Source organism: Paraburkholderia sp. RL18-101-BIB-B (genome assembly GCF_046026985.1).
Classification (GTDB): domain Bacteria; phylum Pseudomonadota; class Gammaproteobacteria; order Burkholderiales; family Burkholderiaceae; genus Paraburkholderia.
Genome location: NZ_JARESV010000016.1, coordinates 84,627 through 104,280 on the forward strand (window position 1 = coordinate 84,627; position 19,654 = coordinate 104,280).

Here is a 19,654-nt window from a genome sequence, read left to right on the forward strand (position 1 = left end):
GGAAACCCGATGGCACTACAATGCGACGCGTGACCCTGAATCTGCTTGGCAGGCCTCGCAAGGGGTTGGCGAGGCCTTGATGGCGCCTATCGTTTTCGGGTGAGGACGAGCGCGAGTGCCGGCGACTACCCCAGTTCGCGATGGGACGCCGTTTGTCTCCACCAGGCGTCAACCTTTAGATATCTTCCAGGTGAGTCACAAAAGGTCGAATATTTGCGTCATCGGGATTCACATACACAACATCGGTCGGCACACGACGCGGAGCATCTACTGTAAAAAAGACCGCCGGTGACTCTAGAATCTCACTGATTGCGTGCACGGTGTTCCGCTCAAAGGTGACCAATTGGCCGGCGGTAAGGACGCGGGGCGCCTCGTCCTCGATCACAAAAGTGACCTTGCCGGTCAGGAGGTACAGATGTTCTTCACACGTTTCGTGGTAGTGGCGAGGTATCGGATAGTAAACACGAAAGAGTCTTGAGCTTGCAGACGGTTCGTCGGTGAGGTAGGTGTCGACGATTGTGCTATCCGCATCGTCGGGGAATTTGCTGATAATTTTCTGAATATCAAAAAAATTAAACAATTTCTACTCCATACTATTTTCAATATGTCGAAAAATTAGATGGCCGCGCGTACGCACAGAATAACGTCAGACATCTAGTCCATGCTTTAGCGGCGTTGCGGCAATCTTTGATTGAACGCACAGCCGCGAGCGCCGACGAATCACCTTGTTCGAATCTTTCTCATCGGTGCCGTCCCACATCCATTCGGCAATTTCCCAGGTGCCCAGGCCGACGCGCGTTACCGGTTCGACAAACGTTCAATAGCGATTGTTTCAATAGTCATGCGATGTTCTCTGCTTGAAACGCTGCGTCAGTGCCAGATGCAGCCTGAAAGACGGAGCCGTGTCCGTCGGTCTGACATGCGCACCGATTATTTCAGTCACATCCAGCAATCGCAAGAAGGCACCTGACGGTTTCATACTTTCCTCACGGAAACTAATTGCTACGACGGCCTTCACGACGATAGCAACCTGCAAAAGAAATTCGATGATCTCGCACGCAACATCATCGAGCAGATCGCCGACAGATGCACGACCTCGCAATCGATGTACTCGGCACGCACGGCGCGATGCGTTTTTCGCGGTTACGCGACGAGGTGAGCGGCGTGAGCCAGAAAATACCGACAAAGACGTTGCAACAGCTCGAACGAACTGGCCTCGTACCGCGCTATGCGCACCCGGTAATTCCACCACGTGCGACTATCAGCTGACGGCCTTGGTGCGCGCCGCGTGGCCGGCGAGCGGTTAGTTGCTCCCATAGCCGATGAGGAGAAAAAGCGGTCGATCGACTCCATGTTCAACGCCGCTGACAGGACGAAGATGGTGCACCAACCTACGTGACGCCGCCAGCGCCTCGCGCTCAGGTGCTTTCCAGCGCCGGAAGCAGCGCTGGCGCGCTCGTGAGGAAGGCGCGCACGTGCATCGCAATCACCGCGTCGCTGGGCGTGGCGTTGTCGTTCGAATAAATACGGCGGCGAATCGCAAGGTGGGACACCGCGCCGTGCAGCAGCCAGCCCACCTCGGTCAGATGAGCCGGATCGGCCGGTACGCCGCGTCCCAATTCGTGCGCCGTCTCAGTGACAATGATCTCAAGCGCGTGCGTCACGACAGCATTCGTGTACGTCGGCGCCATTTGCAGATCTTCAAGCGAAGAGTAAAGGAACAGGCGAAGCCACTGCCGCGTCAGAAGGGTATCGTAGTAGTCGCGATAGAAAGTATTGAGCCTGCTTTCAATGGGCACACTGCGGTCTTTCAGTTGAACAAACCACATCGCCTTGAAGGTCCCCACAATTTCACGCTTGTAAACTTCGTCGATCAACGCGGCCTTGCTGGGGAACAGGCTATACAGCAAACGTTGCGACACGCCACAGGCCTCGGCAATCGCGCGAGTCTGCGCGTTCAGGCCGTGCTCGGCGAAATATTCGGCGGCCTTCTCCAACACGCGCGCCTGACGCTCGGCGCGTGGCAGACGCTGCGGTGCTTTCCTCATTGGCCGCTTGATCGGCGCGCGACCCGCTACGGTCTTGCTGCCCGGATCTGCAACATCGCTGGGTTTGGCCTTCATGATGCTCCTCGGTCCATCGCTTTCGAAAAATAAGTCTTCACATGACGACTTATGGTTTGGTAGAGTATATCGTCCGGGTACGGGGAACAGTCTCGCCACGCACCCGGGCGCAGCCATGCATTATCTCAGGCTACCGCGAGGCGAACCCCATCTTCGACTACCACCCGCTGCAAACGCCACAATCTGACGCGCTTGAGGGCATGTCGCACAACCCGAATTCCGTTCTCCGCCCATGTCTTTGTCAAGCCGCCAGCCAGTCATCATCGCGCTGATCGTCGCCAGCGCCTATTTCATGGAGAACCTGGATGCGACGGTGATCGCGACCGCACTGCCCCACATGGCCGCCACGTTTGGCGTCACGTCCGTGAGCCTGAGTATCGGCATGACTGCCTATCTGCTGGCGCTCGCGGTCTTCATTCCGATCAGTGGATGGGTGGCCGACCGATTTGGGCAACGTTCGGTGTTCGGTGGCGCGATCATCGTGTTCACCGGCGCCTCCATATTGTGCGGGATGAGTAGCGGCCTCGTCGAATTCACGATCTCGCGGATCCTGCAGGGAATCGGCGGCGCAATGATGGTGCCGGTAGGCCGCCTCGCCGTGCTGCGCAGCACCGAGAAACGTCACCTGATGCGCTCGATAGCCTATATCACGTGGCCCGGCCTCGCCGCACCGGTGTTGGGTCCAGCGTTGGGCGGGTTTATCTCGACCTATTTCAACTGGCGCTGGATCTTTCTGCTAAACGTGCCGATCGGGTTGGTGGGTCTGGCGCTAACCGCCCTATTCATTCCGAACTACCGCGAACCCACCCGCCGTCCGTTCGATGTGCCGGGGTTCGTGCTGAGCGGTATTGCGCTGACGTGCCTGATGTACGGCATGGTCCTGATCGGGCAACTGCATAGCGACTGGCGCATCACGGCCGGCGCGCTGATCTGCGGCTTGGTCGCTGCAGTCCTGGCCATACGGCATTTCGGCCGCGCCGAACACCCCCTGATCGATCTTTCGCCCTGGCGAATTCCGACGTTCCGCGTGACCCTTGACGGCGGTTCGTTATATGTCGTGTCGGTCAGCGTCTCACCCTTCCTGTTACCGCTGCTGTTCCAACTGGGCTTCGGCTTGAATGCATTCGCTGCGGGTTTGCTGGTGCTCGCGTACGCGGCTGGCAATCTGGGCATGAAGACTGTCACCACGCCGATCCTCAAACGCTTTGGCTTTCGGAAGGTAATGATCGTCAACGGGGTGCTTACCGCAGTGACAATCGCATTGTGCAGCCTGCTTTCGCCGGACACGCCGCGCGCGCTGATCATGCTGGTGTTGCTCGCGGGCGGCCTGTGCCGGTCGATGCAGTTCACAAGCATCAACACGCTCGCGTTTGCGGACGTTCCGCCGGCGCGAATGAGCTCAGCGAGCACATTCTTCAGTATGGTTCAGCAGATGACAATCGGTCTGGGCATCGCATTTGGTGCGATAGCGCTGCACGCTGCGGTCCTGGTTCATGGAAATCACGCCCAACTCTCACTAGCTGATTTCCGGGTCGCCTTCCTGCTAGTGGCTGTGCTGGTGCTGATCTCGGTCTTCTACTTTATCGGCATAGACCCGGATGCAGGCCGGGAGGTGAGTGGCCATACGCGGACCGCATTGCGATAGCACGGATAGCGCGCGGGCGTGGCAACCGGCGTCCGCCACATGCTGCCGATCGTCTGCCCGAGCGGTGGCAACCTATACTCGCCCCGGCGTCTCAATTCAGGCTGTGCGTTTGCGCCGTGTCGCCGGGAGCGTCCATTCGCCGCCCTCCTCAACGTGTTCCGTCAGCTTGTTGATGCAGTCAAAAAGCACTCGCTTTTCCTCTGCTGACAAAACGGACATGAGCTGTTCGTCGAAGATCTTGCCGATCCGGTCGCACTTGCGGACAATCGCCTTGCCTTTCCTGGTCAAGTTCAGGTTGATGACACGTGCATCCGTCGTGCCGGTAGAGCGCGTCAGCAAGCCGCGATTTGCTAGCGTAGTGACCAGCTTCGAAACCAGCGTCTTTTCTAGGTATGTCAGCTCAATCAGCGGGCCGAGGGAAATGCCCGGCTGCATATCGACGAAACGCAGCACGCGCAGGTCACGAAGGGTTACGTCACATTCGGCTTCGTAAAGGCCAGACGCCACGCCCTTGGCCAACTCGCTCAGTACATCGAGGCGGAAGTTCAAATGTTCCAGTCTTGGATACGGCGCCTTCGACATGCTGTCCTCCCATTCGGCTACTTTGATTCAGTTGCACACTGCAACTTTTAAATTTCACGAGTTTCGTGCACGAAACATACCACCGTGCGGAAACCCCCAAGGTGCGGACAAGCCGGGCGCTTGCCAAACGGCACGAGCGTAACGCAATGCGCACGAGTGGGGCAAGCACGCACGATGCCTGTGCGGCAAGTGGATGGACACAGATTAACCCCTCACCCCTTCGTCAATCGCCTTGAGCACCAAACCGAAAAATTCGTCGGCATGCGCCGGATTGAGCCAACGCACCACCACCGCCAGCTCGCGTTCGGGCTCGATCCAGGTGAACGAACCGCCCGCACCGATTGCGAAGTAGCTGGACGCCGGCACGCTCGGAAATACGCTGCGCTCATGGTTGAGCCAGACCAGGTAGCCATAGAACGGTGCGATCGCACACGGTGTCAACATGCGCTGCAGCCAATCGCTGGAGACTACCTGTTGGCCGTTGACGCTGCCCTGACCCAGCAACAGGTGAGCCACCTTGATCTGGTCCTGGGCGCTGATCGACAGGCCGCCACCCCAATGCGTGCCGCCCGGAACCGACTGCACGCGCTGCCCACCCACCTCCACCCAGGCATTGTCGTAACCGACCCATTGCCAGTTCTCGCTCGCTTCGAGTGGCCGCATAATCGCTTCTCGAAACACCTCCGGCACCGGGCGGCGGAACAGGTTCAGCAGCGCCAGCGAAAGCTGATTGATGCGCACGTCGTTATATTCCCAGTAGGTACCGGGAGCCCGTAACGACCGCCGCTCCCCTTTTTTCCCATCGGGCTCCTTGCCGAATTTGACGTATCGATAGTGGTCGGCCTCGTCGGGCAAGCCGAAACACACGCCTTGCCATTCGCTCGTCTGCTGCAGAAGATGCGCCCAGGTCACGCTCGCGTTGTGCTCGTCATCAAAGCCGATACCAGGCACGCGCACGTGCACCGGCTCGTCGACATCGGGCATCAGGCCTCGATCGTGCGCAACACCGGCCAGCAGCGCCAGATAAGTCTTGGCGATGCTAAAGGTCAGGTCGGCACGATCAGGTTCGCCCCACGAAGTTAGCGGGCGGCCGGCCCGAGTGATGACGCCGGACACCGGGCCACGTCCATGCACCGGTCCGAGCAGCCGGTTCCAGGGTGGCGGGTCGTCCGGATGTACGCCCCAAACGCCATCGACCTCGCGGTCCCAGGGCGTTTCATGATCGATCGCGAATTGCACAGCATGCTGGAGGTTGGCAGATTGCATGAGGGTCCTTTACCGGGCACCAAACAGCTTGACGAGATTCACCCAATAACTCGCACCGATCGCAAGTGCGGCATCGTTGAAATCGTAATGCGGATTATGGAGCGGTGCTGCCGGAGTCGCCTCGTCAACACCCATCCAGATATACGCGCCGGGCCTTGCGTGCAGCATGAACGCAAAATCTTCCGAGGCCATTGAAGGCACACAACCTCGCCGCACGCCGGAAGTGCCGACGGTCGCCTCAGCGGCTGCGGCCGCAAGGTCGGCTTGAACGGCACTGTTGACGGTGGCCGGATACGCGTAGCGATAGTCGAGCGTCGCGTTTGCGCCCAGTGCCCGCGCAATACCCGAGGAGATTTCGCCGATCGACGCGCGGATCCGTTCCTGCACAGCGCTTGAAAAACAGCGGACGGTGCCGCGAATGACTGCACGGTCAGGCAATACGTTCCACGCTTCGCCACCATGAATTTGCGTGACGCTAACGACGCCTGATTCCTTCGGGGAAATTCGTCGGCTTATGATCGTCTGCAATGCGGTGACAATCTGGCTGGCACACACCAGCACGTCGCTCCCCTCCTCCGGCATCGCTGCATGCGAACCCTTGCCGTCGACAACAATCTCGAACGTGTCGAACGATGCCATCATCGGACCGTCGTTGATCGCAAAATGTCCGCGCGGGATGCCCGGCCAGTTGTGCAAACCGAACACGGCATCGCACGCAAAGCGCTCGAAGAGTCCGTCTTCGACCATCATCCTGCCGCCGCCCGCCGGCCCTTCTTCTGCTGGCTGAAAAATCACATGCACCGTACCGCGCCAACTGGAGTCGCGGCTCAGCGAAACGGCGGCGCCGAGCAGCATTGCAGTATGGCCGTCATGGCCACACGCATGCATCTTGCCTTCATGTTGCGATCGATGCGCGAAGCTATTGGCTTCAGCGATCGGCAGCGCGTCCATGTCGGCGCGCAAGCCGATGGCAGGCCCCGCGCTTCGGGTCATGGTGCCCACCACACCGGTCCGGCCAATGCCGGCATGTACCTCGAAGCCATACTGTCGCAATACGCCAGCGACGAGGTCCGCGGTTGCAACCTCCTCGAACGCAGTTTCCGGACAGGAGTGCAGTGCGTGCCGCCACTTCATCATGAGGTCGATCAGGTCGCTATCCATCGGAATTTAATCCCTTTCAGTGGAAAATCAAGGAGACGAAAAAACAGAGAATCGACGAGGCGGTGCGGCATCCGCGCAGATTCACGTGGGCGAGATTATTGGCAGGCTGGACGTGGCCCATTGCATTACGAGCGCCTGGAAGCGCGGGCAAACCACGCGCGGCGCATCGGCCTGAGTGCGGCGATCGCGAGCACCGCGGTACAACTATCCAATGCGATTGCCGTGCCGAACACCGCGTCCCAACCGCCCGTATGCTCGTGGAGTAGCGCCGCCACCGGTCCGCCCAGGATCGAACCGATACCTTGCGCATAAGACAGGCACGCGTAGTTGACGATCGCATGCTTGCTGCCAAAGGTGTCCGTGAGCGTCGAAGGGAACAGCGAAAAAATCTCGCCCCAGCCGAGAAAAACGACGCCCGACAGCAGCACGAACAACAACGGGTCGTGCCGCGATGTGAGCCATAAGGCCATCGCTATCGCTTCCATCCCGAACGCGATCAGCATCGTATGCTCGCGCCCGATCAGGTCGGAGATCCATCCGAACATAGGCCGCGTCACGCCATTCGCCACGCGATCGATCGTCAACGCAAGCGGCAACGCGGCGAGGCCGAACACGGTGACTCCCGCCATGCCGAAATCTCGCGTGAAGACTGCCATTTGCGAAGTCACCATCAGGCCGGAGGTCGCCATCATCGACATCATCACAAACATCAGCCAGAACAGCGGCGTGCGCAGCATGTTGCTGGGCCGCGTGTCGGGTATGGCGGCCGCGGCTCTCTGCGGCCGCCAGTCCGCCATGTAGCCGGGAGGCGGCAGCCTCATGCCGAGCGCGGCAAGTATGCCGATCACGCCGAGGATCACGCCATAGACGACCAGCGTATGCTGATAGCCGTACTTGGCGATGCTATTGGTGATCGGAAATGTCGTGAGCATCGCGCCCATGCCGAAGCCCGCCATCACCACGCCTATCGCAAAACCGCGACGGTCTGGGAACCAGCGTGCCATCAGACCGATCGTGCCGACCACGACAATGCCAACACCGATTCCCCCGAGAACGCCATAGCAGAGGTAAATGGACAGCAGAGACTCCGCGCGGCTCGTCAGTACCCAGCTAAGCCCCGTAATCGCGCCACCCGCGGCCAGTAACCAGCGCGGCCCGAAGCGCTCGATCAAATAGCCCTCGAGCGGCGACAGAAAAGTCTGGCAGACAATGAGGATGGAAAAGGTGACCTGCAGACTCGGCAGCGACACGCCGAGCTGCGCTGTCAGCGGTCGCGTCAACAAAGTCCAGATGTATTGCGGATTGGACGCGACCATCGCGCATACGAGGCCGCACAATAATTGCCACCAGCGGCTGTGTAGTGAAAGGACAAGTGGGGCGCGGGTGCCGGCGCCGAAATTCTGGGTGCTCATGCTTCAACTCCGTACGAATAAGTGACACGAAATGACTCAGGCAGCGCGTTTTCCTGAAGATCCGACGCCACGCTGCTGGACAACGCGCTCAGTACATCGAAACGTAAGTTCAGATGACCCAGCCCTGGAAACGTCACCTATCAACAATCTGCCAGTGCGTTTACATCGCGTCGATATAGTTGCAATTTCCAATAATTGTCATTTACATGTGACTTTGATTTGCACGAAGTGTGCCACGTCCCGGCAAAACCCGTATTCATCGACAAATCAGGCGTTTTCCATACCGCGATGCAGACTCTGCCATGCGCAGAAACCATGCGCGATGCGCGCGAGAAAGGTGCACTGCGCGACGCAATATCACCGTTGCACCGGTTCCGGGCGCAGCATTGGCATTCGTCGCACCCGGACGGTTGCGACGATCTCAAGGAGCGATTTAGATGTGACGATGCAATCTGCCGAAACACCCGACTCAGTTTCGTCGCAGTGCGCAATATGTTGTCCTCGACGCTCGCCGATGATGGAGAACGCCGCCGGTTCGTGTGAGCTGCCTTTGTTGCGTCACCGGTCTGACAGCCGCGTAAGTTGCTGCGTCAGGCAGCACGCCACGCGCGTGAAATGACCCGTTTCGAAAGCATGCGGAGAGAGTCGTGCGACCTGGGATCAGGGCACGTTGGGCCGGATGATTGCCATGCCGGGGACGCCTTTGACGTCCCGCCCGACATGTTGCAGTCGCACGCGGGTCTGCTTCAGCGACTTCCGCAATGTTGCTCAACAGCACCGAGGTAGGGGCGTGCGGTGCCGATGAGGACTGCAAGATAAACACAAGGCACCGCCGCGGCAAGTCTGGTACGTTAGTCCTCGAGATGCCGGGTTATCGAGTCGGAAATAAACGCGGCATCGTCCAGATTGGCTGTCGGCAGCCCGGCACGATGGCCCCATATCGACGAAATGGGGAGGAGCCTCGCATTTCGCATTTGCGCGACCTCGAGACGGTTGTCTTCCACCTGAAAATACAGATCGGTTTCGCTAGGCATGATCAACGCCTTTGCCGTAATCGCCTTCAGCGCTGCGTGAAAATCACCGTTATATTTGGAATTGGCCGCGATGTTCGCATGCTGCCATGTCCATAGGTGAGCCAGCAGGTTGTTGCCATCTCGCTTCAGGAAATTCGCTTCCCAAGACATCACGAGATAGTCTTCGAGCGAGGAAAAGCCGGCCTGCCGCCACACCTCGTCACGATAAAACGTCTGCGACATCGCCATAGCGGCGTAGTTGCGGCCCATGGCCCGCAGACCGCGTTCGGGACGCTCAACGAACGTTCCGTTTTGAAAACCGGGATCCGTCGTCAGGGTCGCGCGCACGCCCTCGATGAATACCTGATTGTGCGGCGAGGTCTTTGCCGCGCCGCAGAGCACGACCAGCCGCCTGACCATGTCCGGATACATTGCTGCCCATTGATACGCCTGCAACCCGCCCATCGACCATCCGCACGCCAATTGCAATACGTCGATGCCGAGTTCTTGCGTCAGGAGTTGGTGTTGAATCGCGACGTTATCGGCAATCGTAAAATTCGGCCAACGGTTTCCGCTAAAGGGCTCGGTTGCATTGCTGGGCGAGGACGACAATCCATTGCCGAATAGATTCGGAATAACGACGAAGTACTTGTCGGTGTCTAGCGCCTTGCCCGGACCGACCATCCACTCGATGTCATAGTGATGCGCGGAAAATGACGTCATGTATAGAATGACATTCGATTTTTCTGCGTTCAGCTTTCCGTAGGTTTGGTAGGCGAGCTTGGCATCTCTGAACGTGATACCGGATTGCAACACCACGTTTCCGGCATTGAATACAAAATAGTCTTCCATGTGTAGCGATCTCGATTGGTGAAATGTGACGAGTGGGTAACTGAAAAAGTAGGATAGAAGGTGTCGGTGCGCAACTCAGCCGCACGCCGAGGCCGTCCATCCTGGCTCGAAAGGCTGCCCCTTGGCGCCAAGCCGCATTCCGACGGGAAGCTTGCTCCACGGCAGTTGCTCAAGCCGCATGGGCATTGAACCGGGCGCTGCGCAGACGATAATCTCGGCCGCGATCGGTGCGAAGTCGGCGCGGAAATGCACCGCGCTCTTGACGACCAGGATCGCCTGCGTGGCGGGCTCGATGCCGACGAGGCGAAACAGCGCCTGGTCGGCCATCTGCACCTTGAACGAGGCCACGACGATACGCACGCCGCCGCGCCTCAGGCAGGCGGCCGGCCCGACATCCAGGTGAAAGCCGGCATAGTATGGGCCGGTCGCGTCGATCTTGCCGTCCGAGATCGCTTCAATCAGGAACTCGTCTTCGTAAGGCGCATCGCCGGGGATGCCGGAATGACCACCCAGTGACAGCCGGATCGTCTCTCCGACACGCCGCTCGTGAATCGCTTCGGCGGCCGCCGGATCGACGATCAGGCCGATCGCGGCCTGCTGCGCGTCCTGGCGGATCAGAGACCGCAGCACCCCGGTGGTGTCCGAATTCGCGCCGGCACCCGGATTGTCCTGCGCGTCCGCCACGATGATCGGGCGCCTGCCGGCGCGGCTCTGTTCGATCGCGTAACGGACCGCATCGTCGGGTGAATACAGGGTACCGGCGAATTCGGCTTCAGCGTCGTTCGCCGCCCGCGTCAACTCGTCGACCGCCGCTTCGGCAACGGCGGGATCGTTCGCATAAGCCCAGATCACCGGCGAGCATTCCGGAAAATCGGCCGCCGGGAAACCCGTCGCGAACGACAGGTCGGCGCCATCCGCCGCTTCGATCTCCTCGAGCAACGCATAAAGACGCGCGGCCGGCTGCATGTCGGTGCACTGCCAGCAGATCGGCACGAGGAACGGTAGCCGGCGGAATGCGAGCGCGGCACGTGAACCGCTCGACCAGCGCTTCTCAAGGAGCACAAATGCGCGCTTGCCGGTGCACGCCATGTCGACGTGCGGATAGGTACGGTATGCGACCAGCGCGTCTGCCCTGTCGAACATCTGCGCGGTAACGTTGGCGTGCAGATCGAGACTGCCCACCACCGGCACAGCATCACCAACGAGCGCACGTATGCGCCGCAGCAGTTCGCCCTCGCCGTCGTCGAAATGAGTCGTGACCATCGCGCCATGCAGGTCCAGGTAGACCGCGTCGACCGGCAGCGCTGCCTCAATGCCGGCCAGGATCTCACCGGCGATATGTTCGTAGGCTGCCTCGGTGACGTGCGCTGACGGGCTGGCCGCGCACCACAGGGTCGGCAGCAGCGTATGGCCGGCACTTCGTGCTGCATCGACAAAACCGGCGGCGGGGATATTTCTGCCCGCAATCGCTTCGAATACCGCATCGCCGCTCACCAGTCCCGGCCAGCCACCGCCGCGCTCGAACGCGAGCAGGTCCGCTTGTGTCGGTGCGAAGGTATTCGTCTCGTGCTGGAAGCCACAGAAGACGATTCGCTTAGGTGTTTGCATTGCTGTCTCTTTGAAAATATCGACGGTATCGGGTCATCGCCATGACTGACCAGAACCTCAGGAAATCTTTGTGATCAAATGGCTCGCGTCAAGCGGCGCCGAACGCAAAGCCGCGCCCTGGCGCCGCCGCCAGCAAAGCCTGCGTATATTCGTGGCGCGGTGTGAGGAACACGTCCTGGATCGCCCCTTCCTCGACAATCTCGCCGCGCCGCATCACGATGACCCGATCGCAGATCTGACTGGCCACTCGCAGATCGTGTGTAATGAATAGAATGCCGATCCGCAGCCGCTGCTGAATGTCGTCCAGTAATTCGAGAATTTGCGCCTGGACCGAGACGTCGAGTGCGGACACCGCCTCGTCGGCAATCAACACTTGTGGCTCGCAGGCCAGCGCCCGCGCAATCGAGATACGTTGCCGCTGGCCGCCGGAGAATTCGCTTGGGTAGCGGTTCAGCGCATCGGGCCTGAGCCGTACCAGTGTCATCAATTCTTCGGCACGTTGCCACGCTTGAGCGTATGGCACGCCGAAATTCAACGGCCCTTCGACGATCGAGGCACCCACTGTCTGGCGCGGATCCAGCGACCGGTAGGGATCCTGGAACACGACCTGTACGCCGCGCCGGAACGGATATAGCGCGCGGCCGCGCGCCTTGGCCACCGATCGACCGTCGGCGAAGATATCGCCGGCGCTCGGCTCGATTAGCCGGGCAATGCAGCGCGCGACAGTCGATTTTCCCGAGCCGGATTCGCCCACAATTCCGACCGTTTCGCCCGGATGCACCGTCAGCGAGACATCACTGGCCGCCTGCACCTTGCGCTTGCGGCCCGGCCAGGAACCCGTCACATACGTCTTCCCGATCCCCCGCGCGTCGAGCAGCGGATAGGCTTTCTCCACCGGGGGGCGCGTGCGCGGCACCAGCGCGGGCACGGCTGCCAGCAACATGCGGGTGTAGGGCTCGCGCGGCTGCTGCAATACTTGCAACTTGGCGCCCTGCTCGACCATGTCGCCCAACCGCAATACGACGACACGATCGGCGATCTCGGCGACAACGCCGAAATCGTGCGTGATGAACAACACGGCGGTTCCGCTCTCAGTCTGCAATTCGCGAATCAGCTTGAGGATCTCGGCCTGGGTCGTGACGTCGAGCGCCGTGGTGGGCTCGTCGCAGATCAGCAGCGACGGCTTCAGGATCAGCGCCATGGCAATCACGATGCGCTGACGCTGTCCGCCCGACAACTGATGCGGATAAGACGCGTAGATACGCTCCGGTTCCGGCAGCCTGACGTGGGCGAAGATTTCCAGTATGCGCCGACGCCTCTCACCGACGCCGGCACGGCTATGCTGTGCCAGCATCTCGTCGACCTGCGCGCCGCACGTCATGATCGGATTGAGGGCCGTCATCGGCTCCTGGAAAACCATCGCCATTTTCTCGCCGCGCAATTGGCGGATGCGGTCCGGGCTTGCTGTCAGCACGTCCTCGCCGAGCAGTTCGATGCTGCCGTCCACCGCCTTGAGCGTCGCTGGCAGCAAGCCCATCACCGCCTGTGCGATCACCGATTTGCCCGAGCCCGACTCGCCCAGCAGGCAGACAATCTCCCCCTGCCGCACGTCGAGCGAGACATGCCGGATCGCATGGGGGCGGTCGGCACCGCCCGGCAGAGAAATGGTGAGGTTATTCACGGCGAGGACACTCGTGGCCGGCTCGGCGGCGGAGGGTGCTGCCGTTTTGGAGTCGAAATCGCGCATCGTGTCAGCTCCCCCGTTTGTTGAATTTCGGATCGAGCGTGTCACGCAATCCGTCGCCCAGAATGTTGACCGCCAGCACCGTCAGCGCCAGAAAAACACCTGGGAACAGCACGGTCTGAGGATATTGGTTGAACTGCATGCGCCCGTCGGCCATGACGTTGCCCCACGTCGGAATATCCGGCGGCAGGCCAACGCCGAGAAACGACAGGATCGCTTCCACGAGGATCGCCGACGCGCACACGTAGGTTCCCTGCACAATCAGCGGTGCGATGGCATTCGGCAGAATATGACGCCACAGAATCTTGAGGGTCGGCGTGGCCAACGAAATGGCGGCCTCGATGTAGGGCTCCTCGCGAATGGTGAGTACGATCGAGCGCACCAACCGCGCGACGCGTGGAATTTCGGGAATCGTGATCGCGACGATCACCGTGACCAGCGTCGGCCGCCAGAGCGCCATCAACGTAATCGCGAACAGGATGCTGGGAATCGCCATCAAGCTGTCCATGGCGCGCATGATCACATCGTCGAGGCGGCGAAAATATCCCGCCGCCACACCGACCACTGCACCGAAGGTGAGCGCCAGCAGTGCCACCGAGATACCGACCGACAGTGACACGCGCGCACCATATACCACCCGGCTCCAAGTGTCCCGGCCGAGACTGTCCGTGCCCATCACGAAGAAGTGCTGGAACGTCGCGCCTGACAGATCACTGAATTCGGCCCTCACGCCAGGCGCAAGGTTAGCGCTCGCGGGATCCATCGCGGTCGGATCGATCGTGCCAAGCCACGGTGCGGCGACAGCTACGAAGACCAGAAGCACCAGTGCGCCGCATCCCAGGCGCACCGACCAGTTCCGCAGCACGCGGCGCCACAACGGTGTGCGGGAGCGCATGGCCGGCGCCACCTCCAGGTTGGCAAGCATGGCGCCCGGCGCGGCAAGGGTCATCGGATCGTGATCGTCGCTCATGTCCAGTCGTCCTTTCACTCAATAGCGGATACGCGGGTCGAGCAGCAGATAGCTCATATCGACCAGCAGGTTGATAAGCACATAAACAAAGGAAAAGAACAGCGTGATGCCTTGTACCAGAGGGAAGTCGCGCGCCAGTACAGCATCGACCGTTAGTTGCCCGAGCCCGGGGATCGCGTAGACGGTTTCGGTGACCACCACTCCGCCGATCAGCAGGCCGATGCCGATGCCAATCACCGTAACGATCGGAACCGCGGCATTGGCTAGCGCATGGCGAATCAGCACGCGTGCTTCGGAGATACCCTTGGCGCGGGCGGTGCGAATGTAGTCTTCGGTCAGCGCCTCGGCTACCGCAGCGCGCGTGACGCGGGCAATGAGCGCAAGGTAGACAATGGACAGCGTAATGGCGGGCAGGATCAGGTGCGCGAGCCACGGACCAATACCCGCGCTCAGTGGTGCGTATCCCTGCACCGGCAACAGCTTCGCATGCAAGGCGACCGCCCATATGAGGATGTAGCCGACCACGAACGACGGCACCGAGAACCCCATCACGGAAACTCCCATCAGCATCCGGTCCAGCCAGCCTCCGTGCCGCGAGGCCGCGATCACGCCGAGCGGCACCGCGAGCAGGAGCGTCATCACCAGTGTCAGGGCGGACAACGACACGGTCGGTGCGATGCGTTGCGCAATCAATCGGGTTACCGGCTGTTTCATGTAGTACGAGTCGCCGAGGTTGCCCTGCAGCAATTGCCCAGTCCATTTAACGAACTGCACTGGCAGCGGCCGGTCGAGTCCGAGGCTCGCGTGGATCCGCGCGATGTCCGCGCTAGTGCCGTTGTCTCCGACGAGCGCCGCAGCCGGATCGCCCGGCGTCAGGCGCAGAATCATGAACACGATAAGGGCGACAATGACCAGCACTGGCGCCGTCGACAGTACGCGTCGGAAAAGAAAGAAAGCCATGTCGGTTACGCTCCAAGCCGGTTGACAGATGGACAGGTTTGCGTTGCCCTGCGAGACGGCGACCGGCCGGTGAACGGCCCAGCCGCCGACACCGGTTAGCTCTTGCGAATGTTCCAGAACACGTTGACCTGAGCCGGGACGACGCCGCTAACCACGCCCTTGCGGATCACCGAATAGAAATCGAAGTCGCCCAACGGCGCCAGGATCCCGCTCTGGTACGTTTCCAGTTGGATCGCCGCGGCGATCTTCTTGCGCTGCGCAGGATCGCTGGCGGCAAGGTAATCGCTCTTGAGCTGCTCGATCTTGTCGTCAGTGGCCCAGCCAAACCAGCCCTTCTCCCCATTGCCCGTCAGCGGCGTGAAGAACAAGGGATTCATCGTGTCGCCGGGCGCCCATCCGGTAATGAACAGGTTCCAGCCACCTTTCTCGGCCGGCGCCTTGCTGGTTCGGCGCGTCACAAGCGTCGACCAGTCCATTGCCTGAAGGTCGACATTGAACCCGGCCTGCTTCAACAGTTGCGCCATGACCGGCGGAAACTTGTTCAGTACTGCGTAGTCCGACGGATACATCAGCACGACCGGCTTGCCGTCGTAGCCTGCTTCCTTCAGCAGATTGCGGGCCGCCGCGAACTGAGGCTTGCCAGTGAAATAGGCCGTCTCGGTCGACGCCAACGGCGAATCGCACGGGTAAATCGAGGAACATGTCCGGTACAGATCCTTGTTCACCAGTTGCGCGCGCATCAACGCTTCCTGATTGATCGCCATGATTGCCGCCTGGGCAATCTTCGGGTTGTTGAACGGCGGCACGAGATGATTCAGGTGCAGGTCGAAGAGTCCGGCCGGCGTCGGCTTCAGCAATTCCAGCTTCGGATTGTTCTTGAACGCGGCGTACTGCTCGGCGGGCATCCATTCGATCATGTCCACTTCACCGTTCGCAATCGCATTGGCCTGCGTCTGTGCGTCCTTGAGCACGATCCATTCGACCCGGTCGACATAGACATGCTTGCCGCCTGCGGTCCCGGAAGCCGGCTCCGATCGCGGCACATAGTTTGGGTTCTTGATGTATACGATCTTCGCGCCCGGGCGATACTCGTCCTGTTTGAAGATGTAGGGGCCCGAACCGGTGTAATCAGAGATCTGCTGGTCCGCCGGCGTATCGGCGACCCGCTTCGGCATGATGAACGGGGCGCTGCCCGACGGCTTGCCTAGCGCGTCCAGGACCATCGGAAAGGGTTGCTTGAACGTCATGCGAAAGGACTTGGCGTCGACCGCATCGAACGACTGCAGGGCCGCAAACATTCTCTCACCGAACACGTCGCGCTTGCCCCAGCGCGTGATCGACGCGATAACGTCAGCTGAGGTGACCGGCTTGCCGTCGCTGAACGCGAGCCCCTTGCGCAGCGTGAACGTCCAGGTCTTGCTGTCCGGTGAGGTCGTATATGTGTCCACCATCTCCGGTTGTACTACACCCTTGGCATCCACCCCGAACAGGGTGTCGTAGATCATGTAGCCGTGATCGCGCGTGATGAATGCCGTGGTCCAGATCGGATCGAGGATCTTCAGATCGGCTTGCGGCACGATTCGTAACACCTTGGATGCATCCTGCGCACACACCATCGTCGCAGCGCTCGCGATCAGCGCTCCAGCCACGCATCGAGTAAACAATCGCTTCAACATGCTTCACTCCAATAGGAAGAAATGACACAAAATGAATTCGGGCCGCGCTTGCGCCGTATTGGCGGCCGCGTCCACTCGCCACTCTCTTCGACGTGTTCAGTAAGCTCGTCGATACAGTGGTAAGCCTTCGGACATCCAGGCTGAAGTTCAGATGCTCCAATCTCGGATATGCGCTTGCGACGGGCTGATCTGCGATTCCACTATGCCGATTAATTGCAACTTGCAACAATTGCAATTTACATGCGTATAGGCACGAAGCGTGCCATCATGCGTAAATCCAGTACGTGTGGGCGAGCGGACACTTACTCAATCGGCAAGAGCGCACCGCGATGCGCGGGACTTGTGCAAGTGCGCGCGAGGAAGGTGCATCAAGCAGTGCAAGTTCGGCATCGCACCGATTCCGGGCGCGATACGGCGCTCCTCGTCGGTACCGACTCTTTGCACGCTATTTGAGCTACGGTTCAAGCTGGTCTTTTTCCCAAACACTCGAAAGGAATACTTCGATGAACTATCCGAGCATCGCTGTCGGGGCATTGGGCGGCACGATATGCATGTCCGCCGACAACGCCGACGCTGGCGCGCTGCCACGTCTTTCGGCGCAACAATTGGTGGCTGCGGTCCCCGGTCTGGCTGACATCGCGCAGATTCACGCCGAGACGCTTTTGCAGTTACCCAGCCCTTCGCTGAACTTTGCGCATGTGCTGGACAGTCTAGTGTGGGCAGAGCGCATGGTGGCTGACGGCGCCGCCGGGATCGTCCTGACCCAAGGGACCGACACGCTCGAGGAAACCGCCTTCCTGCTCGATCTTCTATGGACGCATCCACAGCCACTGGTAGTCACAGGCGCGATGCGCACGCCGCTGGCTGCGGGCGCGGATGGGCCGGCCAACATTCTCGCCGCGGTGGCCTGCGCGGCGTGCAGCGCCAGCCGCGGGCGCGGTGTAGCCGTGGTCATGAACAACACGATCCATGAGGCGCGCTGGGTGCGCAAAGCGAACTCAATGTCCGTCGAAACCTTCGAGTCGCCGGTCGTGGGGTCGGCTGGCATGGTGCTCGAAGGTGTGCCCCAGTATTTCCGTCCACCGTCAAGGCGTTATTCCCAGCGCTTCTCAAAGCCCAACCTGTCGGTTCGAGTGGCACTCGTCGAGACATGTCTGGGCGAGACGGGTGAGATGCTCGATGCGGTCGCCCACGCGGGATATCACGGGATCGTCATCGCGGCCTACGGTGCAGGGCATGTTTCGGATGACGAAGCACAGCGCATCGAAGCGCTGGCGCCGCGGCTGCCGATCGTCATCGCCAGCCGCACGGGATCGGGATCGACGGCGGCGCGCACCTATGGATTTTCTGGTTCAGAAATCGACTTGGCCCGCCGTGGCGCTTTGTTTTCAGGGTGGCTCGGGCCGCGCAAGGCGCGTCTACTTCTCTGGCTGCTGGTCGCGACGGGCGCGCCGCTCAACGTATGCGCCGCTGCGTTCGAATTCTGGAAGCGCGTCGACGACGCCGACTAGACGCACGGCAAAATGTCCATTGCCAGCCGGCTCGACCGACGTGTTCCGGGTTGCGGTGCAAATCGCAGGTGAGCGGAAAACCACCGGCTTTTTCGCCATCTCAGCCCGCTCCCGGCCCCTTCCCGAGAAAGCCTTCGAGAAACTCGACGAACGCCGTCACCTTCGCCGTCAGATTGAGCCGCTCTGGATACACAGCGTAGATATCTGCTGGTGGCAACGACCAATCGGGCAGCAACTGCTTGAGACGGCCGGACTGCAGATAGGTGGTCGCATCCCACTCCGAACGCATCAGGATGCCCTGTCCGTCAAGCGCCCAAACGAGCGTTGCTTCGCCATCATTGCTGCTCAGCACACCGTGCACCTTGACCGTCTCGTGGCGCTTCCCCTTGCTGAAATGCCAGGTGCCGTAGGCCGTGTCGTTTTCCCTGAGTACGATGCATTGATGCCGCTGCAGATCGCGCGGCGTATCCGGTTCGCCTTTCGCGCGCACGTAGATAGGCGACGCACAGACCATCCGGCGGTTCGTCGCGACCTTGCGTGCGATCAACCTCGAATCAGGAATCTCGCCGAACCGCACGCCGACGTCAAACGCCGCTTCGGCGAGATTCAACGGGCGATCCGTCAACTCGAGTTGTACCTCGACGTCGGGATACTGGCGATGAAACGCTGCGATGGCCGGGGCGATGTGACGGCGGCCAAAGCCGAACGTCGCATTCACGCGCAGCAGCCCCTTTGGCGTCGCTCTGCTGCTCGAAATGGTCCGGTCGAGTTCCTGTAACGCAGACAGCAGCTTCGACCCCGTCGTCAGGTATTGCTCGCCCTCGTGCGTCATGCTGAGCCGCCGGGTAGTCCGGTTCAGTAGCCGCACACCGAGGCGCCGCTCCATCTGCGCAAGACGCGCGCTCACCGCGGGCGGCGTGACCCCAACGTCCCGCGCGAGCGCCGACAGGCTGCCATGTTTGACGAGTTTGACGAAAAACTCGAGGTCCGAAACCGCATCCATTGATAAATTTAATTTAAGAGTAGTTTAGATTCTACTGAATTCTATAACGGAATTGGCGAATTAGACTCCCGCTCATCGGTCGATCATGACCGCGCCCCACGCTTCAGATTCAACCGGCCAGAGGAGTC

17 protein-coding genes are annotated in these 19,654 nt (G+C 60.5%); 3 read left to right on the top strand and 14 right to left on the bottom strand.

Features of this window, described 5'->3' with window-relative positions; all coding sequences use genetic code 11:
• Window positions 1-175: 175 nt before the first annotated feature.
• Together P0D73_RS22790 and P0D73_RS22795 are read right to left on the bottom strand one after the other, a co-directional pair.
• Window positions 176-580 (bottom strand): cupin domain-containing protein, encoded by a 405-nt coding sequence (locus tag P0D73_RS22790; RefSeq protein WP_408317699.1) that lies wholly within the window; start codon window positions 578-580, stop codon window positions 176-178.
• Window positions 581-832: 252 nt separating this feature from the next.
• Window positions 833-1,102, bottom strand: coding sequence for a hypothetical protein (locus P0D73_RS22795; RefSeq protein WP_408317785.1), 270 nt, complete (start codon window positions 1,100-1,102; stop codon window positions 833-835).
• A 26-nt stretch (window positions 1,103-1,128) separates the two neighbouring features.
• On the opposite strand from P0D73_RS22795, the gene P0D73_RS22800 reads away from it, so the two are divergent.
• Window positions 1,129-1,269, top strand: coding sequence for a winged helix-turn-helix transcriptional regulator (locus P0D73_RS22800; RefSeq protein WP_408317781.1), 141 nt, complete (start codon window positions 1,129-1,131; stop codon window positions 1,267-1,269).
• A 149-nt stretch (window positions 1,270-1,418) separates the two neighbouring features.
• Here P0D73_RS22800 and P0D73_RS22805 read toward each other — a convergent pair whose 3' ends face one another.
• A complete protein-coding gene (locus P0D73_RS22805) occupies window positions 1,419-2,222 on the bottom strand; it encodes a TetR/AcrR family transcriptional regulator (RefSeq protein ID WP_408317701.1) in 804 nt (267 codons plus the stop codon).
• Window positions 2,223-2,355: 133 nt separating this feature from the next.
• Between P0D73_RS22805 and P0D73_RS22810 the strand changes: the two genes are divergently transcribed.
• Window positions 2,356-3,768: an MFS transporter gene (locus P0D73_RS22810; protein ID WP_408317703.1), complete on the top strand. Its 1,413-nt coding sequence runs from the start codon at window positions 2,356-2,358 to the stop codon at window positions 3,766-3,768.
• A gap of 96 nt (window positions 3,769-3,864) precedes the next feature.
• Here P0D73_RS22810 and P0D73_RS22815 read toward each other — a convergent pair whose 3' ends face one another.
• The 10 genes from P0D73_RS22815 to P0D73_RS22860 form a co-directional block, all read right to left on the bottom strand.
• Window positions 3,865-4,350: a MarR family winged helix-turn-helix transcriptional regulator gene (locus P0D73_RS22815; protein WP_408179722.1), complete on the bottom strand. Its 486-nt coding sequence runs from the start codon at window positions 4,348-4,350 to the stop codon at window positions 3,865-3,867.
• A 204-nt stretch (window positions 4,351-4,554) separates the two neighbouring features.
• On the bottom strand, window positions 4,555-5,616 hold the full coding sequence (locus P0D73_RS22820; RefSeq protein WP_408317705.1) for a serine hydrolase domain-containing protein: 1,062 nt from the start codon (window positions 5,614-5,616) through the stop codon (window positions 4,555-4,557).
• 9 nt (window positions 5,617-5,625) lie between these two features.
• Complete coding sequence (locus tag P0D73_RS22825; RefSeq protein ID WP_408317707.1) at window positions 5,626-6,777, bottom strand: M20 aminoacylase family protein; 1,152 nt, start codon at window positions 6,775-6,777, stop codon at window positions 5,626-5,628.
• Between the two features lie 125 nt (window positions 6,778-6,902).
• A complete protein-coding gene (gene oxlT / locus P0D73_RS22830; RefSeq protein ID WP_408317709.1) occupies window positions 6,903-8,189 on the bottom strand; it encodes an oxalate/formate MFS antiporter in 1,287 nt (428 codons plus the stop codon).
• A gap of 851 nt (window positions 8,190-9,040) precedes the next feature.
• Window positions 9,041-10,054, bottom strand: a complete 1,014-nt coding sequence (locus tag P0D73_RS22835; RefSeq protein WP_408317711.1) for an alpha/beta fold hydrolase — start codon at window positions 10,052-10,054, stop codon at window positions 9,041-9,043.
• A gap of 75 nt (window positions 10,055-10,129) precedes the next feature.
• Window positions 10,130-11,662: a M81 family metallopeptidase gene (locus tag P0D73_RS22840; RefSeq protein WP_408317713.1), complete on the bottom strand. Its 1,533-nt coding sequence runs from the start codon at window positions 11,660-11,662 to the stop codon at window positions 10,130-10,132.
• A gap of 88 nt (window positions 11,663-11,750) precedes the next feature.
• On the bottom strand, window positions 11,751-13,409 hold the full coding sequence (locus P0D73_RS22845) for a dipeptide ABC transporter ATP-binding protein (RefSeq protein WP_408317715.1): 1,659 nt from the start codon (window positions 13,407-13,409) through the stop codon (window positions 11,751-11,753).
• A 4-nt stretch (window positions 13,410-13,413) separates the two neighbouring features.
• Window positions 13,414-14,331: an ABC transporter permease gene (locus P0D73_RS22850; RefSeq protein WP_408317783.1), complete on the bottom strand. Its 918-nt coding sequence runs from the start codon at window positions 14,329-14,331 to the stop codon at window positions 13,414-13,416.
• A gap of 63 nt (window positions 14,332-14,394) precedes the next feature.
• Complete coding sequence (locus P0D73_RS22855; RefSeq protein ID WP_408317717.1) at window positions 14,395-15,336, bottom strand: ABC transporter permease; 942 nt, start codon at window positions 15,334-15,336, stop codon at window positions 14,395-14,397.
• Window positions 15,337-15,431: 95 nt separating this feature from the next.
• Window positions 15,432-17,012: an ABC transporter substrate-binding protein gene (locus P0D73_RS22860; RefSeq protein ID WP_408317719.1), complete on the bottom strand. Its 1,581-nt coding sequence runs from the start codon at window positions 17,010-17,012 to the stop codon at window positions 15,432-15,434.
• 503 nt (window positions 17,013-17,515) lie between these two features.
• Between P0D73_RS22860 and P0D73_RS22865 the strand changes: the two genes are divergently transcribed.
• Window positions 17,516-18,523 (top strand): asparaginase, encoded by a 1,008-nt coding sequence (locus P0D73_RS22865; RefSeq protein ID WP_408317721.1) that lies wholly within the window; start codon window positions 17,516-17,518, stop codon window positions 18,521-18,523.
• A gap of 100 nt (window positions 18,524-18,623) precedes the next feature.
• Here the strand turns inward: P0D73_RS22865 and P0D73_RS22870 are convergent, their stop codons facing one another.
• Complete coding sequence (locus tag P0D73_RS22870) at window positions 18,624-19,526, bottom strand: LysR family transcriptional regulator (protein ID WP_408317723.1); 903 nt, start codon at window positions 19,524-19,526, stop codon at window positions 18,624-18,626.
• Window positions 19,527-19,654: the final 128 nt, after the last annotated feature.

Coding starts and splice junctions, on each gene's coding strand:
- P0D73_RS22800 (WP_408317781.1), top strand. CDS start 1,129: ATGCGTTTTTCGCGGTTACGCGACGAGGTGAGCGGCGTGAGCCAGAAA.
- P0D73_RS22810 (WP_408317703.1), top strand. CDS start 2,356: ATGTCTTTGTCAAGCCGCCAGCCAGTCATCATCGCGCTGATCGTCGCC.
- P0D73_RS22815 (WP_408179722.1), bottom strand. CDS start 4,350: ATGTCGAAGGCGCCGTATCCAAGACTGGAACATTTGAACTTCCGCCTC.
- P0D73_RS22820 (WP_408317705.1), bottom strand. CDS start 5,616: ATGCAATCTGCCAACCTCCAGCATGCTGTGCAATTCGCGATCGATCAT.
- P0D73_RS22825 (WP_408317707.1), bottom strand. CDS start 6,777: ATGGATAGCGACCTGATCGACCTCATGATGAAGTGGCGGCACGCACTG.
- oxlT (WP_408317709.1), bottom strand. CDS start 8,189: ATGAGCACCCAGAATTTCGGCGCCGGCACCCGCGCCCCACTTGTCCTT.
- P0D73_RS22835 (WP_408317711.1), bottom strand. CDS start 10,054: ATGGAAGACTATTTTGTATTCAATGCCGGAAACGTGGTGTTGCAATCC.
- P0D73_RS22840 (WP_408317713.1), bottom strand. CDS start 11,662: ATGCAAACACCTAAGCGAATCGTCTTCTGTGGCTTCCAGCACGAGACG.
- P0D73_RS22845 (WP_408317715.1), bottom strand. CDS start 13,409: ATGCGCGATTTCGACTCCAAAACGGCAGCACCCTCCGCCGCCGAGCCG.
- P0D73_RS22850 (WP_408317783.1), bottom strand. CDS start 14,331: ATGCTTGCCAACCTGGAGGTGGCGCCGGCCATGCGCTCCCGCACACCG.
- P0D73_RS22855 (WP_408317717.1), bottom strand. CDS start 15,336: ATGGCTTTCTTTCTTTTCCGACGCGTACTGTCGACGGCGCCAGTGCTG.
- P0D73_RS22860 (WP_408317719.1), bottom strand. CDS start 17,012: ATGTTGAAGCGATTGTTTACTCGATGCGTGGCTGGAGCGCTGATCGCG.
- P0D73_RS22865 (WP_408317721.1), top strand. CDS start 17,516: ATGAACTATCCGAGCATCGCTGTCGGGGCATTGGGCGGCACGATATGC.
- P0D73_RS22870 (WP_408317723.1), bottom strand. CDS start 19,526: ATGGATGCGGTTTCGGACCTCGAGTTTTTCGTCAAACTCGTCAAACAT.